Origin of the sequence: Citrobacter sp. C13, from assembly GCF_014596815.2 — a bacterium.
Classification (GTDB): Bacteria; Pseudomonadota; Gammaproteobacteria; order Enterobacterales; family Enterobacteriaceae; genus Citrobacter; species Citrobacter portucalensis.
The window spans coordinates 1,498,073-1,512,895 of record NZ_CP115024.1 but is presented as its reverse complement, the minus strand read 5'-3'; the positions used below and the strand labels follow the sequence as shown (position 1 = coordinate 1,512,895).

Annotated in this window: 11 protein-coding genes and 1 tRNA gene; 4 read left to right on the top strand and 8 right to left on the bottom strand. The window is 50.7% G+C overall.

From position 1 onward, the window contains the following. Positions 1-41 precede the first annotated feature (41 nt). The 3 genes from fadJ to IB222_RS07100 all read right to left on the bottom strand — a co-directional run bounded on the left by fadJ (position 42) and on the right by IB222_RS07100 (position 3,961). Positions 42-2,189, bottom strand: coding sequence for a fatty acid oxidation complex subunit alpha FadJ (gene fadJ, locus IB222_RS07110; RefSeq protein ID WP_149384753.1), 2,148 nt, complete (start codon positions 2,187-2,189; stop codon positions 42-44). Further along, positions 2,189-3,499, bottom strand: a complete 1,311-nt coding sequence (gene fadI, locus IB222_RS07105) for an acetyl-CoA C-acyltransferase FadI (protein ID WP_063940574.1) — start codon at positions 3,497-3,499, stop codon at positions 2,189-2,191. Before fadI ends, fadJ begins: the two co-directional genes overlap by 1 nt. Before the next feature lie 177 nt (positions 3,500-3,676). Further along, the gene (locus IB222_RS07100; RefSeq protein ID WP_148361695.1) at positions 3,677-3,961 is read right to left on the bottom strand and encodes a YfcZ/YiiS family protein; all 285 of its coding nucleotides are present in this window, start codon (positions 3,959-3,961) and stop codon (positions 3,677-3,679) included. Between the two features lie 371 nt (positions 3,962-4,332). On the opposite strand from IB222_RS07100, the gene fadL reads away from it, so the two are divergent. Then, positions 4,333-5,613 carry a long-chain fatty acid transporter FadL gene (gene fadL / locus IB222_RS07095; RefSeq protein WP_003028188.1) on the top strand — a complete coding sequence of 427 codons (1,281 nt, stop codon included), beginning with the start codon at positions 4,333-4,335 and terminating at the stop codon, positions 5,611-5,613. Positions 5,614-5,672: 59 nt separating this feature from the next. Here the strand turns inward: fadL and mlaA are convergent, their stop codons facing one another. Next, entirely contained in the window at positions 5,673-6,428 is a 756-nt protein-coding gene (gene mlaA, locus IB222_RS07090) for a phospholipid-binding lipoprotein MlaA (RefSeq protein ID WP_003028190.1), read from the bottom strand. Between the two features lie 288 nt (positions 6,429-6,716). On the opposite strand from mlaA, the gene IB222_RS07085 reads away from it, so the two are divergent. Together IB222_RS07085 and IB222_RS07080 are read left to right on the top strand one after the other, a co-directional pair. Beyond that, on the top strand, positions 6,717-7,658 hold the full coding sequence (locus IB222_RS07085) for a formate/nitrite transporter family protein (RefSeq protein ID WP_149384752.1): 942 nt from the start codon (positions 6,717-6,719) through the stop codon (positions 7,656-7,658). A gap of 75 nt (positions 7,659-7,733) precedes the next feature. Beyond that, positions 7,734-7,808 (top strand) — tRNA-Arg (locus IB222_RS07080). 46 nt (positions 7,809-7,854) lie between these two features. Here the strand turns inward: IB222_RS07080 and IB222_RS07075 are convergent. Then, on the bottom strand, positions 7,855-8,487 hold the full coding sequence (locus IB222_RS07075) for a DNA-binding protein (protein ID WP_149384751.1): 633 nt from the start codon (positions 8,485-8,487) through the stop codon (positions 7,855-7,857). A gap of 186 nt (positions 8,488-8,673) precedes the next feature. Beyond that, the gene (locus IB222_RS07070) at positions 8,674-10,572 is read right to left on the bottom strand and encodes a methyl-accepting chemotaxis protein (RefSeq protein WP_149384750.1); all 1,899 of its coding nucleotides are present in this window, start codon (positions 10,570-10,572) and stop codon (positions 8,674-8,676) included. Between the two features lie 372 nt (positions 10,573-10,944). On the opposite strand from IB222_RS07070, the gene IB222_RS07065 reads away from it, so the two are divergent. After that, complete coding sequence (locus tag IB222_RS07065) at positions 10,945-11,484, top strand: DUF2058 domain-containing protein (protein ID WP_020996692.1); 540 nt, start codon at positions 10,945-10,947, stop codon at positions 11,482-11,484. A gap of 105 nt (positions 11,485-11,589) precedes the next feature. Here the strand turns inward: IB222_RS07065 and pgtA are convergent, their stop codons facing one another. Both pgtA and pgtB read right to left on the bottom strand, forming a co-directional pair. After that, the gene (gene pgtA / locus IB222_RS07060) at positions 11,590-12,837 is read right to left on the bottom strand and encodes a two-component system response regulator PgtA (RefSeq protein WP_149384749.1); all 1,248 of its coding nucleotides are present in this window, start codon (positions 12,835-12,837) and stop codon (positions 11,590-11,592) included. Beyond that, complete coding sequence (pgtB, locus tag IB222_RS07055) at positions 12,827-14,821, bottom strand: two-component system sensor histidine kinase PgtB (RefSeq protein WP_188055378.1); 1,995 nt, start codon at positions 14,819-14,821, stop codon at positions 12,827-12,829. The genes pgtA and pgtB overlap by 11 nt, the downstream gene beginning before the upstream one ends. Positions 14,822-14,823 lie beyond the last annotated feature (2 nt).

The following is a 14,823-nucleotide window of genomic DNA, read 5'->3' as shown; positions in this document are numbered from 1 at the left end:
GCGACCCATACATTCAGTGCGGATTCATCCTACCTTTGACCTCATGAATTCAGGTCAGTTTCCCCAATATTCCAGAATCTTTCACTGCGTTCCGCCATCTGCAATAACTGCTCACACGGTGTAAACCGCGAGCCGTACTGCGTGGTCAGCCGTTGCAGAACCGCAACCACTTCACCCGCGCCGAGAGAATCCATATACCGGAACGGGCCGCCGAGGAATGGCGGAAAACCAATACCAAATACAGCGCCGATGTCGCCATCACGTGCGCTGCGGACTATCTTCTCGTCGAAACAACGGGCTGCTTCATTGAGCATTAACATAACGCACCGCTCTGCTACCTGCGCGGCGGAAAGCCGGCCCTGACCCTGGACGCCAATAAGCGTATAAATTGCAGGGTCGACCTGTTTTTTGCTTTTACGCCCTTTCGCACCATAAAGATAGAAACCCCGACCATTTTTTCTACCTTTGCGATCGTCATTCAAAATTGAAGCAACAACATTTGCAGGCGCGCTAAAACGTTCTCCATATGCAGCCTCAAGCACTGGTATAATTTTAGTGCCCGTATCAATTCCAACCTCATCCAAAAGTTGGATTGGCCCAACTGGAAAACCAAACTTAACCAGCGCGGCGTCTATGGTTTCGACCCGCTCGCCTTCGGTCAACATACGAATCGCTTCGTTAATATAAGGCGCTAAAATGCGGTTAACGTAAAAGCCGGCCTTATCTCTGACCACTATCGGCGTTTTACCCTGTTTTTTCGCTAACTTAACGGTAGTTGCAATTGTCTGCTCAGAGGTCGTGGCATGCGGGATCACTTCGACCAACGGCATTTTTTCCACCGGACTAAAAAAGTGTAAACCAATCACTTGTTCAGGCCTGGCAGCGTTCGCAGCAATATCGCTAATGGGCAAAGATGAGGTGTTAGAAGCAAAAATGGTATGAGGTGCGCAATTTTGCTCAACTTCTGCCACCATCCTTTGTTTTAGCGGCAGATCTTCAAACACGGCTTCAATAATTAGATCGCGATGCGCAAAGCCACGGTAGTCGATCGTTCCCGAAATCAGCGCCAGTTGTTTATCGCGTTCGCTGGCTTTGATATGACGGCGGCGAACCTTCGTTTCAAGCTGATCCCAGCTGTACTTCAGCGCGTGGTTGATTCCCTTAGCGTTTATATCTTTGATGCGCACAGGCAAGCCGCCTTTACAGGCCGTCACGTAGGCAATACCACCGCCCATCAGACCGCCGCCCAAAATACCTACGCTGTTTAGCGGGCCAGGTTTCGCATCACTTCCGGGATCTTTTTTCACATCGGTGTTGGCAAAAAAGATATGCCGTAGCGCCTGAGACTGGGATGTCATCGCCAGCTCACCAAACGCACTGGCCTCAGCGTCGTAACCGCTACTGCTGCCTTGCGCTAGCCCGGTTTCGATGACCTCAAGGATACGTTCTGTTGCAGGGTAGTTACCTTGCGTTTTTTGCACCGTCTTTTTACTGGCCATGCGGAACAACAGCGCCCGCCCCAGCGGCCCCGCCAACACTCGCTCTCTCACGGGCAGTGTTCGATGCGCAGAACTGTCCTTTTTAGCCAGTTCTACGGCCGCTTCCAGCAAAATGGAATGCGGTACAACTTCATCCACTAAACCAACTTTCAGCGCCTGTTTTGCGCGTAATTGTTTTCCGGTGAGGATCATATCCAGTGCAGTACTGACGCCAATCAGGCGCGGCAGCCGCTGCGTACCACCGGAGCCGGGCAACAAGCCAAGTTGTACTTCCGGTAAACCCAGAACGGTTTTAACATCATCGGTACAAATACGGTTGTGGCACGCCAGCGCCATCTCCAGGCCACCGCCGAGGCATGCGCCATGAATCGCAGCGATAACCGGGATCGGCAAGGCATTAATTTCCGCCATCATCTGCTGCCCCTGACGGGCCAGCGTTTCGGCTTCCTGCGCGCTACGACAACTACCAATCATGTTGATATCCGCCCCGGCAATGAAGTTATCGGGTTTAGCCGAAATAAACACCACGCCGCGCAATGCTTTGTTATCGCGGATTTGTTTCAGAATGGCCCGTACCTGAGAAGCAAACTCCGCTTTCAGGGTGTTCATTTTCTCTCCGGGCACATCAATGGTGACAACAGCAACGTTATCCAGACGTACGTTTAGTGTAAAAGCCGATGCCATTTCCATTATTCCGCCTCCAGAACCATGGCTGCACCCAAACCACCAGCTGCACAGGCTGTCACTAAACCAAAACCGCCGCCACGACGACGCAGCTCATGGAGGGTTTGAGTGATCATGCGTGCACCGGTGGCAGCAAAGGGGTGTCCATAGGCAATCGATCCGCCCAGCACGTTAAATTTACTGTCATCAACCTCGCCAGTGGCATGCGCCCTGCCCAGCACGTCGCGGGCAAAACGTTCGCTACCCAGCAACTGAAGATTCGCCAGCGTTTGCGCGGCAAAAGCTTCATGCATATCGATCAGGGTTAAATCTGCCATCGTCAGACCCGCTCTCTCCAGGGCAAGCGGCGTTGACCACGCCGGTCCCAGCAGCATGTCCTGCCAGACATCAATGGCGGTAAAAGCAAAACTACGCAAGTATCCCAGCGGCACCAGTCCCAACTCTTTCGCACGCGACTCCGTCATCATGATCACGGCGGCTGCGCCGTCAGTTAGCGGGGTGCTGTTCGCCGCGGTAACGGTGCCGTGCTTGCGGTCAAACGCCGGACGCAGTTTCGCGTAATCGGCCAGCGTAGAGTTGCCGCGAATATTGTTATCTTCTGAAAAAGGATCTTTAAACGGTGGCGCGTAGGTAGTCATTACCTCATCTGCCAGCTTTCCTTCAGCCCATGCCTGAGCGGCACGTTGATGAGAGCGGTGCGCCAGGGCATCCTGCTGTTCTCGGGTAATACCATAGGTTTTGGCCATTTGCTCAGCCGTATCCCCCATACGCAAACCAGTGGAATACTCGGCGACGGCTGGCGGCACAGGCATCAGGTCACGTAAACGCAGTCGGGAAAAGAGTTTAAGGCGTTGGCCGGTTGTCCGGGCCTTATTGACATCCACCAGCACCCGCGCCAGCTTTTTACTAACGCCAATAGGCAAGACTGACGATGAGTCCGCACCACCCGCAATTCCCGCACGAATAGACCCCGCCATCAGGCTTTCCGCGACATTCGCCACTGCCTGAAAACTGGTCGCGCAGGCTCGGCTTACGCTGTAGGCATCGGTGTGCACATTCATGCCGGTTCCCAGCACAATTTCACGAGCAATATTTGGCGCTTCAGGCATTTGTACCACCTGACCAAAAACCAGTTGCTCAATCACATCAGCAGGTATTTCGCTGCGCGCCAGCAGCTCACCGACGACCATTTTTCCTAAATCAACGGCGGGAATGCCATGAAACGCGGTAGCCTGACGAGCAAATGGCGTACGCAATCCACTTACAATGGCAATACGGTCGCCCTGGCGGGTAACCAGCGGTAAAGCCTGACTCATAACACTCCCCTGTAAAAAAATAAAATAAGTGGTCTGACCTGATCATAGTCTTAACCAATTTTTTACATTTAGCCAAGCGGAGAGAAAAGAAAGTGGGAGCTAAGACACAGTGAATAATCACTGACAGTTACGAAAAAGCCCTTGCTATCAGATAGCAAGGGCTTTTGCAGAGGGGGATTAACGCAGGCCCAGCTGGAAGATCAGCGTTTCAGCTTCACAGGCAAAAACAAAGTCGATATCCAGACGCACACCTTCTGACTCTTCAGTAAAGGTCGAGGTGATTTGGCAAGGCTCAGATTCCACGCTGCGCGCCTTTTCAGTCAGAGCGGCCAGTGTTTCTTCTGCCTCTGCGCGATTCGCGAACACACGGCTGTAGGACGCGGTGCAATCGGAGTTGTCCATGATGGTGCCAACATCCATACAGCAGCAAACCGGGGTTTCATCAGCACTGCATTTACTCATTGTAGATTTCCTCTGTATTCGCACCTGAGGTGCCAGATAAACGATAGGGATATTTTACGCTCCCATTATTCGCCTCTCCAGTCGTTAATTGTATGAAATGCGATAAGTGACCGAAATCACACTTAAAAATGATCTAAAACAAAAATCGCCCAAACAGGTGAGTGCGCACCCCCGCAATTTTGCCAGCTGGATCGCGTTTCCATGATCAAATTTGAAAATATTTATAAACATACTTGCAACATTCCAGCTGGTCCGACCTATACTCACGCCACTGGTCTGATTTCTAAGTCGTACCTCAGACCCTACACTTCGCGCTCCTGTTACGGCATGTAACATTGTTTGTATAAAAATAAATCTATGAGGTTATGGTCATGAGCCAGAAAACCCTGTTTACAAAGTCTGCTCTCGCAGTCGCAGTGGCAATTATCTCCACACAGGCCTGGTCTGCAGGCTTTCAGTTAAACGAATTTTCTTCCTCTGGCCTTGGCCGGGCATATTCGGGTGAAGGCGCAATTGCAGATGATGCAGGTAACGCCAGTCGTAACCCGGCACTGATTATGATGTTCGATCGCCCTACTTTCTCAGCAGGTGCGGTGTATATCGATCCAGACGTTAATATTTCCGGTAAATCGCCATACACCGGACGCAGCACTGATGCGGACAACATCGCGCCTACGGCGTGGGTTCCCAATGCTCACTTCGTGATGCCTATCAACGAACAGTTTGGTTGGGGTGCTTCCGTTACCTCAAACTATGGCCTGGCTACCGAATTTAACGACAGCTACATCGTCGGTGAATACGGCGGTAAGACCGACCTTAAAACGGTCAACCTTAACCTGAGCGGTGCCTACCGTCTGAATGATAGCTGGAGCTTCGGTCTCGGTTTTAACGCCGTTTATGCTGATGCAAAAATTGAACGTTATTCTGGCGAGCAGACGGCTGCATTACCGAAGGTCAGCAACAAAATTGCCAGCCTGAAAGGGGACGAATGGGGCTACGGTTGGAACGCCGGGATTCTGTACGAACTGGATAAAAATAACCGTTATGGTTTAACGTACCGTTCTGAAGTTAAAATTGATTTTGATGGCGATTATAAGAGTGGCATCCGTACCCAGGCGAACGCTATACCTGGCGCTGGCACTACATTCCCATGGGGAACGACCAATGCCACCGTCCCGGGTTCTCTGACACTTAACCTTCCTGAAATGTGGGAATTGTCAGGTTATAACCGTATTGCACCACAGTGGGCTATCCACTACAGCATGGCCTATACCAGCTGGAGTCAGTTCCAGGAGCTGAAAGCCACAGGTTCCAATGGACAGACACTGTTCTATAAAGAAGAAGGCTTCAAAGATTCTTACCGCATTGCATTGGGTACGACTTACTATATGGATAAAAGCTGGACGTTCCGTACCGGTATTGCTTATGACGATAGCCCGGTTCCAGCAAGTAAGCGTTCCATCTCGATTCCGGATCAGGATCGCCTGTGGTTGAGTGCAGGTACAACTTATGCGTTCAATGACGATGCCTCTATCGACGTCGGTGTGTCTTACATGCACGGACAAAAAGTAACAGTGCAAGAAGGCAACTATACTTTCGACTCTGAAGGTAAAGCCTGGCTGTTTGGTACAAACTTCAACTACGCATTCTGATTTTCTTCAGACGTAAAAAAGGTGAGCTTTTTAGCTCACCTTTTTATTTGCCCAATTCCTTACTCAGAATCGATCTCTTTTAAATCATCCTGAATATCTTTCGCGTTCGGGTTTTCTTCTGGTTTGAGTTTCCCGCCGTTCGCAATAAAGTCATGACGCTGGAAGTAAGCTTCACGCACCATGATGTAAGGATCGGAAGACTGACGCAGCAGACCATCAGAGTCGAGCAATTGCGCGCGAGTTTCAATCCCTTCAACCGTCCATTTGCCTATCGACAACGGCCAGGTCAGCCAGGACAGTACCGGATACAGGGTATCGACCATATCGCCGCCGTCATCACGCAGCGTGAAACTACCGTAGAATGGAAGCTGCATATACGGTCCGTAACCAACATCATAGTGGCCTAACGTACTGCCAAAGCGGTGTGGTTCAACGCGCTGCAACTTCGGATTAGCCATACCTGCCACATCGATAAAGCCGCCCATACCTAACAGGGTATTCAGGAAGAAACGGGTAAAGTGCACCATCCCCTGATAAGGATCGCCTTGCAGGAAATAGTTGACCATGACGGCCGGCTCTTCAAGGTTCCCCGTAAAGTTGCTTAAACCATTACGCGCTGGCTGCGGAACATAATCTCGCCAGGCAACAGCTACGGGTCTAACAACGTATGGATCTAAAACATTAAAGTTGAAGTTGTACATGGTGCGGTTGAACCCTTCAAATGGATCCGAACGCCCCTGCTGTTCAGTACCGGAGCTCGCACACCCCACCAAAAGTGTGGTTCCCAGCGCAAGCGCCGACAGGCGAAGCTTCATAAGTGTCTCCCTGTGTTTTATGGCTATCGCTGATTGCCATCCATGACGGAACGATGACGTATCCGCCTGTTTAGATGTGAGCGATTGTAACAGCACGTCAAATGATGTCTATATACCCTGTCTTACTGATTTGATCATAGCCTGGTAATGCGCACTCCGCGGCGGTTCTATTCTAACTAACCCGATAAAAACAAACGTTACTATTTTTGCTATCTCAGACTTTCTCCCGCTGATTTTCGGACAAAAGCCGCTACGCTTTAGCAATACGTGCTTATTCAGGATTCGGCTATGAATGACATCAAGAAAGATAAGATCGATCGACACAGCGACGAGCTCGAGGTGGAAAGCGATGAAAAGCGAACAGGGAAAAAGATAGAGCTTGATGAGGACAGACTCCCCTCCCGCGCCATGGCAATCCATGAACATATTCGCCAGGATGGGGAGAAAGAGATGGAGCGTGACGCGATGGCGCTACTGTGGTCAGCCATCGCAGCAGGACTGTCGATGGGCGCCTCATTGCTGGCTAAAGGGATTTTTCACGTACAGCTGGAAGGCGTGCCAGGGGGATTTTTACTCGAGAACCTCGGTTATACCTTCGGCTTTATTATTGTCATTATGGCCCGTCAGCAACTCTTTACCGAAAATACCGTCACAGCTGTACTACCGGTGATGCAAAACCCTACCCTCGGCAATTTTGGCCTGTTGATGCGCCTGTGGAGCGTGGTTCTGCTGGGTAATATTATTGGCACCGGGGTTGCCGCATGGGCGTTTGAACATATGCCGATTTTTGATGAAGAGACCCGCGATGCTTTTGTCAAAATCGGCATGGATGTGATGAAAAATACGCCAACAGAGATGTTTTCCAACGCCATCATTTCCGGCTGGTTAATTGCCACCATGGTGTGGATGTTTCCGGCTGCCGGGGCGGCAAAAATTGTGGTCATTATTCTGATGACCTGGCTGATTGCGTTAGGTGATACCACGCATATCGTCGTCGGCTCGGTGGAAATTCTCTATTTGGTCTTTAATGGCACGCTGCACTGGAGTGATTTTTTTTGGCCCTTTGCGCTACCAACGCTCGCCGGGAATATCTGTGGCGGAACGTTTATTTTCGCGCTGATGAGCCATGCGCAGATCCGCAATGATATGAGCAACAAACGCAAGGAAGAAGCCAGGTTGCAAGCAAAGCGTGATGAGCAAAAGCAGAAAAACCAGAAAAAACAGGCCTGAATGGTGACTGTTTGAGCAGTCGGGCGGCCTGAGACTTACCGTTGTGAGTAAAAAACGCTATACTCGTGCCGCTTCGTCCCCTTAGTTAAATGGATATAACGAGCCCCTCCTAAGGGCTAGTTGCAGGTTCGATTCCTGCAGGGGACACCATGAATTCTTAGGCATCCAGTCAAAATCCTATCATTTACCAGTCAGTTCATCCCTTGGCCAGGCGGTAAAACGGCACATTCCTCACTGTTGCAGTAAGATTGTCGGACACCATTGTCTGCTTTGTCGCTATCCGCATCCCTGCTTTTCTCAGCCTCAACACATCAGCGGCAATACGCTGGCTGCCAAACCAGAAAAGCCCGTCCAGCGCAGTGACATCAAGGCCCGATTCCAGTGCCAGCTTCAGACGTTCACGCGGCGCTTTTACTGTTTTAGCAATCTGCTGATATGGCGCTTCGCCTGAACCTGCAGGACTAATGCGCCGGATACGATGTGACAGGCGGTACTGAAATTCATCCGGGATCCCGCCGAGACTCGCTTTCAGGCTGTAAACACATCCAAAGCGTTTGCCGTTAAAGATGACGTTTTTCTGACTAAGCTGCAGCTCTTCACGCACGCTGGCAATCAGTTGTGGAGTACGGAGTAATAACAGGCGGAAAGGCAGCTCAAAGCTGGTCACATAGTCCACATTCAATAAAGCAATACGAAGACGTTCTTGGGGCCCCGCCTTCATTTCCCGGCATTCAGCAATAACATCAGCCCACTGGCCGGTAAGACGGGAACACTCTGTCGCCTCAGTAAAACTGTATTTTTCAGCCTGATAATCAATACGCTCAGTCACACTGAATTCCCTTCTGGCCAGATCTCGGTATTGGTTGCTCACTTTACCAGCGACGACATCCCTGTGTCAGAAATCTTTTTCTAACCCACTGAAAGTACCTGACCAATGCTCCTTCCTATCCTCACCATGAGGATACGATAACTAACCGACCCGGTATGTTTTCCGGGTCGGTTAAACGGCGCCACGTCAGACAACAAAACGGTTAACCAGCACCTTCATAGTAACCGACAGATTATCCAGCCGCTGGCTGTCGCTCGCGGCCTGAGATACCAACGCCGCATTTTGCTGCGTAACCTGCTCCATCGGTCGCAGTGCCAGGTTTATCTGGGTTACCCCTTGCGACTGCTCCGTCGCCACACGAGCGATATCCGCAATATATTGCTTCATACTGGTGGTATTATCCGCCGCGGCTTCCAGCGCGGTAGCAGATGCCGTAACCCGCTCAACGCCTTCACTAATTTTGACCATATTCTGCGCGACCAGCTCACGGATTTGGTTAGCCTCTTTGGCGCAACGCTGCGAAAGATTTCTCACTTCACTGGCTACGACAGCAAACCCCCTGCCCATCTCTCCTGCCCGAGCAGCTTCCACTGCCGCATTCAGCGCCAGTAAGTTAGTCTGAAACGAAATATCATCAATCGAGGTCACAATATTCGAGATTTTCTCACTGGAAGCGCGAATATCCCCCATGCTCTGATTTGCCGCACTGGCAACGTTACTGGCCTGTCGGACCTCTTTTTCCAGTCTGATTGTCAGATGCTCCGCTTCGCGGGCATTATCCGCCGTTTGCGTAATCGCAGTTGATAGCTGCTCCATGCTGGCCACAGCTTCTACTATTGATGCAGCCTGTTCATCTGTACGTTGAGCCAGATCCTGATTTCCCGCCGTAATACTGCTACTGGCATCGGACAAAACCACGGAGCCTTGCTTAATCTCCTGTACGATATGCTGAATACTTTCCAGCATCGTGTTATATGCACGATTAAGTGAGGAAAGCTCATCTTTGCCCGGGGTCGCCAGACGTTGAGTCAGATCGCCATTCATACCCGCAATCTTGCGTAGCGTGTCACTAAACTGACGGTGCATATTAATTGCGATGGCCCCAGCGAACGTCAATGATGCCAGGAGCGCTAACAGGCTAACAGCCATATATATTTGCCAGTTTTTTCGTGCATCCTGCGCGAGTTTTTCTGCATTCACCAACAGACGATTCGCCGTCACATTTTCTATCTGCCGCATCACTTCAATACGCTGGGTTTGTACTTTAAACCAGGTAGTAGGATCGACACCAAATCCACCGTTGGCGGCATGGCTAAACGCGGTTTCACGAAATGCGAGGGCTTTTGACGCTTCTGCTGACTGTAAGCGGCTTTTCAACATGGCTGCCTGTTCCGGTGAACTCAGGCGTAACGATTCTGCCAACCAAACGTTCTGTTTACTGACGACATCACTGAGCTGATGTAACTGTCCGTCGGCGAAATGGCCGGAGGAAAAGATATTTGACAGCAGAGCTCGTTCAATACCCGCCTGTTCTTTTAAATTCAGCAGGTTGTAGTAGGCGGCGAATGCGTTTGCCATCTCGCCAGAATCCGTCAACTGCCCCAATCTACCCACAAAATTCAGCACATCAGCAATGACGTTGGTATAAAACTTAACAACATCTGAAGCCGGAAGCCCTAATTGCGTGACGTTCTCCCGTATAGTGGAGAGAGAAAGAATGTTTTTCTTAAACGTGGCGACAGAGGTGGCGACATCCCCTTCCGGTAATGCAGTATCGGACATTGACCGCACAAATACCTCGATCTCGCGATCGGTCAAAGCCCGCTGTGCGTTTAACTCATCTTTGAACGTAGTCCCTGCAGCCCCCAGAAATCCGACACTCATCCCCCGTTCTTTTTGCAATTCATGCACTACATTTCCGGCACTGTGTGCGAGCGCTGTCAGTTGGGCAATATTCTCCATCTGCCGTTCTGTCTCAATGCGCGTTAATATTCCTGAACCAGCAAACCAACATAACGCCAATAATAATGGTTGTAGCGCAATTATTAACTTCATTTTCATCGGCATTCGATAAACCCACCACATGCCACTTCCCTCCATTATCCATATTTTCACTATGGTTATCGGCGTAAAGAAGCGGCTCTTTAAATTTGAACAATGGGCAACTGTTTGTTTTTTAGATTAAATTTTTGCCAGTATAACTCTATTTAATTACTTCAATTAGAATAAAACACTGACTAATGTGAATTTGCAAACCTATACTCCACTTTATTAACTTATTTGGCATATTATTTTTTATTAAAAATCAGGTAATCATCAACTGATTCAGAAAAAGGAGAGACACAGAACAAGTGACAGCGGCCCAAGATAACAGCCGTGGCTGCGGCCATCATTCTGGCGTCCCGCCGAACGTTAAGGTTATAATCCTTGCAACGATTTTTTGGATTAGAAGCGACAATGACAAAACTTACCCTACAAGAACAGATGCTTAAAGCAGGTCTGGTCAGCAGCAAAAAAATGGCGAAAGTGCAGAGAACGGCGAAAAAATCGCGCGTTCAGGCTCGTGAAGCCAGAGAAGCGGTTGAAGAAAATAAAAAAGCACAGGTCGAGCGTGATAAGCAGCTCAGCGAACAGCAGAAGCAGGCCGCATTGTCTAAAGAATACAAAGCGCAGATCAAGCAACTGATTGAAATGAACAAAATCACCATTTCCCGTGGCGATATTGGTTACAACTTTACTGACAATAACCTGATCAAAAAAGTTTATGTTGATAAGGTAACCCAGTCTCAGTTGATCAAGGGCCGTCTGGCCATTGCCCGCCTGACGGCTGAAAGCAGCAGCGAGAGCGAATACGCCATTATCCCGGCTGTTGTCGCCGACAAGATTGCCCAGCGCGATGCAAGCTATATTGTTCTAAATTGCGAACTGAGCCAGGAAGCGAAGGACGAAGACGATCCGTATGCTGATTTTGTCATTCCTGACGATTTGATGTGGTAAGAAAAACACCCCGATAATCACCCAGAGTTCCGTCGCGTATTTCGGTGAACGCTAGTGCCACCACCGAAATACCGTCACCCGCTCTTCTTCCCCACATGCCATCTGCTAAAACTTATAGTGTTCCTTGCTCAGTCCGTATTTTCTCATGCGCAAATACAGTTTCTTACGCGGAATTTGTAAATACTCCGCCACTTCATTAATGCGTCCCTGATGAATATTGAGCGCTTCGGTAATGATCTGTCGCTCGTACTCGTCGACCCGACGATCGAGCGGTGTCGGTTCGGGCAAATGCAGTTGCGGATTCGCGGTTTCAGCCAGTGGCAGTAGCCCAACAGCAAAAAGCTCGGCGGCATTGGCCAGTTCCCGGACATTGCTTAACCACACGCGACGCCGCATGCCTTTCAGTAAATCCACTTCAACTTCAGGCACCGGATGGTTCAGACGCAGACAGGCTTTGTGCAGATAATGACGAAACAGCGGCTCAATATCATCCGGGCGCTGAGACAACGGCTGGCAACCAATTTGCGTCATCGCGAAACAGTAATATAGTTCAGCCACAATCTGGTTGGTTGCCGCCAGTTCCACCAACGAAGTGGCGCCAATGCCAATTAAGCGAAACGGACGCCGCTCCTGACTTTGCAAATGCACCAGCTGGTGCTGCTGTTCGCGCGTCAGGCACTCAATATGGCTCAGGACCAGCGTTCCCCCTTGCGCCTGGGCAATAAGGTCATTGAGTTGCCCCGCATTCTCTAACGTCAATTCCCCACGGATAAAAGGTCCTTCAGCGCTGCGCCCAAGCTGATGCAAATAACGGGCCCCGGTCATACGCCCCGTTCCCGGCTCGCCATAAAACCAGACGGCAATATCCGTTTCCGCCAGTTGCCGTAAACGCTGGCGGTACTGATTAACCCAGTCACTGTAGCCGACCAGTTCAACCTGGAGCTTTTGCTGGCAATAGTGACGACGTGCAATCACAGATTTTCTCTGACGCAACGCATCCTCTACCAACACCAGCAGTTTGCCAGGATCAACCGGTTTTTGCAGAAAGTCCCACGCACCTTTCTTTACTGCCTCCACCGCCATCGGAACATCGCCATGTCCGGTGATCAACAGGATCGGAAGCTGATTGTCATCCTGATGAAACAACGTCATCAGGTCGATTCCATTACAGCCAGGCATACACACGTCGCTCAGGACTATCCCTGGCCAGTCGGCCTGCAGCCAATTTCGGGCATCAAAAGGGTTACTGCATGCGAATACATGATATCCCTCCTGTTCAAGCAACAGGGTGTAAGCATCAAGAACATCGGCATCATCATCAATAAGCAGAACAGAATATTCATCACTCAACATCGTTTACATCCGTCAGATTAAATTGCAGAACGACGCAGGCATTGCGCCCCGGGGTCGACGCCAGGCGCAGTTCGCCGTTCATTTGCATCATTAACGATACACAAATCGATAAGCCAATACCGAGGCCAACATCCTTACTGGTGGTAAACGGTTTTAACAGTGATGGTAATAATGCCCCAGGCCAGCCGGGGCCGTTATCGCTGATAAATACGCACAACCGGCTGCCTTCGGTCTGCCAGTGAACCTCTATTTTCGCCGCAACCGGACAGGCATCCAGCGCATTTGCCAGGACGTTTACCAGCACCTGCTGAATACGCACTTCATCACCAACCACCCACACGCCCCGGTCTGGGAGCGTCAGCGTACCCTGCTGTGGCTTGTGTCGCATGGCCAACAGTTCCCAGGCACCGTTGAACGTTTGTCGTAGATCGACCGGATGCAGAGGCGTGCCAGGTTCGGCCCGGCGCGCAAACTGACGCAGTGAACGGATAATGGCATCGATGCGAGTAATCAGCCCCTCCGCTTTGGTTAATGTGCTTCTGGCCTGAGCGGGTTGCCCCTGTTCGATTGCCCTCCCCGCCGTAAACAGGTACATCGACAGCGCATTCAGCGGTTGATTAATCTCGTGCGCCAGCGTGGTCATAGTCTGGCCGACCACAGCCAGTTTTGCCGTCTGGATCAGCTCATCCTGCGTTGCGCGAAGATCGGATTCAATCTCCTTGCGCTCGGTCACTTCCTGTTCCAGCTGATTTTTTTGCGCGCTCAATTGCCCCAGAGTATGGCGCAGCAAGCCTGCGATACGCCCCAGTTCATCGCGTCCATACACCGGGATAGAGGCATCCGTTCTGCCAAGACCAATTTGCACCACGGCCTGGTTGAGCGCAGTAAAACGCTTCACCAGACGCGAGCGAATGAAGTAGTGGTTAAGCCCCCAGGCGAGAAGTAGCGCCAGCAACGTCGCCAGCAGGATAAGCCCACCGCTGACGCGAACAATTTGTTCCAGCCGCTGGTTAAACGTCTGCATTTGCTGATGGCTACTCCCCAGTTGCGCTTCCAGCAGTGTTCGAAAGCGCCCAAGCGTGGCCTCTCTGGCATGGCTGGCATCAACCAGCGCTTTTTGCGCTGCGACATAATCGCGCATCGTATCGGGCATTTTATTTTTCATCATCCCGATTTCCAGCAGCTCATCGATAGTTTGTCGCAGTGTGATAGTGCTGGGCCAGTCATCGAGGGTACGAATATTTTCATCCGCCGTTTTCTTCAGATTTTCCAGGTAGCGGATGTGATTCTCCACCAGCATGCCATCGTCGCTACCCGATTTCAGTTCATTGAGCCTGTCGCGTAAATCATCAACGATCTGGTTTTCAATTCTTGCCAGGGTGTAGACCTGCTGCTGCTCGTTTTGCACCTCTCGGGCACGTTTGAGATACAGCGCCGCATCACCATTTTTGGCCTCGATTTGATCCAGCAACGTCCCCTGCTGCCAGGTAAAATCCTGCACCAGTGAATTCAGCTCAGTAGTAAAATCATCATGTAGCCAATCAATGCGCGCGGAAAGTTCGCTCACTTTTTCGCGTACAAGGAACATGTTGTAGAGCACCCGGTCCAGTTCCGCCATCAGCGCCCGGCTGTCCTGCAAAATCACCGCCAGTTGCTGCTGCTCTGCTGATTGCAACCCCCTGCTCAGCACTTCGATTTTATCCAGATGCGAGATTATCTGATTGCGCAGTTGCAGTCTTACCGTCGTATTGGGAGCCAGCAGGAATTCATTTAGCTGGTCCACAACCAGGTTAAGATTTCCTTCAATCAAGAAAGCGGAATGCACGCGCGGGAAGTAATCATCAAGCGAATAGCGTATCTGCGAGCTCTGCTCATGCCAGGAGTACAAACTGACGCAGCTGACGCTCAACGTCAGTAATGCGCCCGTTAGAAAGGCTCCCCGCAGGCTGCTGCTGATGCTGAGTTGGCGAAGGCGTTGCAGTATCG

Coding starts and splice junctions, on each gene's coding strand:
- fadJ (WP_149384753.1), bottom strand. CDS start 2,189: ATGGAAATGGCATCGGCTTTTACACTAAACGTACGTCTGGATAACGTT.
- fadI (WP_063940574.1), bottom strand. CDS start 3,499: ATGAGTCAGGCTTTACCGCTGGTTACCCGCCAGGGCGACCGTATTGCC.
- IB222_RS07100 (WP_148361695.1), bottom strand. CDS start 3,961: ATGAGTAAATGCAGTGCTGATGAAACCCCGGTTTGCTGCTGTATGGAT.
- fadL (WP_003028188.1), top strand. CDS start 4,333: ATGAGCCAGAAAACCCTGTTTACAAAGTCTGCTCTCGCAGTCGCAGTG.
- mlaA (WP_003028190.1), bottom strand. CDS start 6,428: ATGAAGCTTCGCCTGTCGGCGCTTGCGCTGGGAACCACACTTTTGGTG.
- IB222_RS07085 (WP_149384752.1), top strand. CDS start 6,717: ATGAATGACATCAAGAAAGATAAGATCGATCGACACAGCGACGAGCTC.
- IB222_RS07070 (WP_149384750.1), bottom strand. CDS start 10,572: ATGTGGTGGGTTTATCGAATGCCGATGAAAATGAAGTTAATAATTGCG.
- IB222_RS07065 (WP_020996692.1), top strand. CDS start 10,945: ATGACAAAACTTACCCTACAAGAACAGATGCTTAAAGCAGGTCTGGTC.
- pgtA (WP_149384749.1), bottom strand. CDS start 12,837: ATGTTGAGTGATGAATATTCTGTTCTGCTTATTGATGATGATGCCGAT.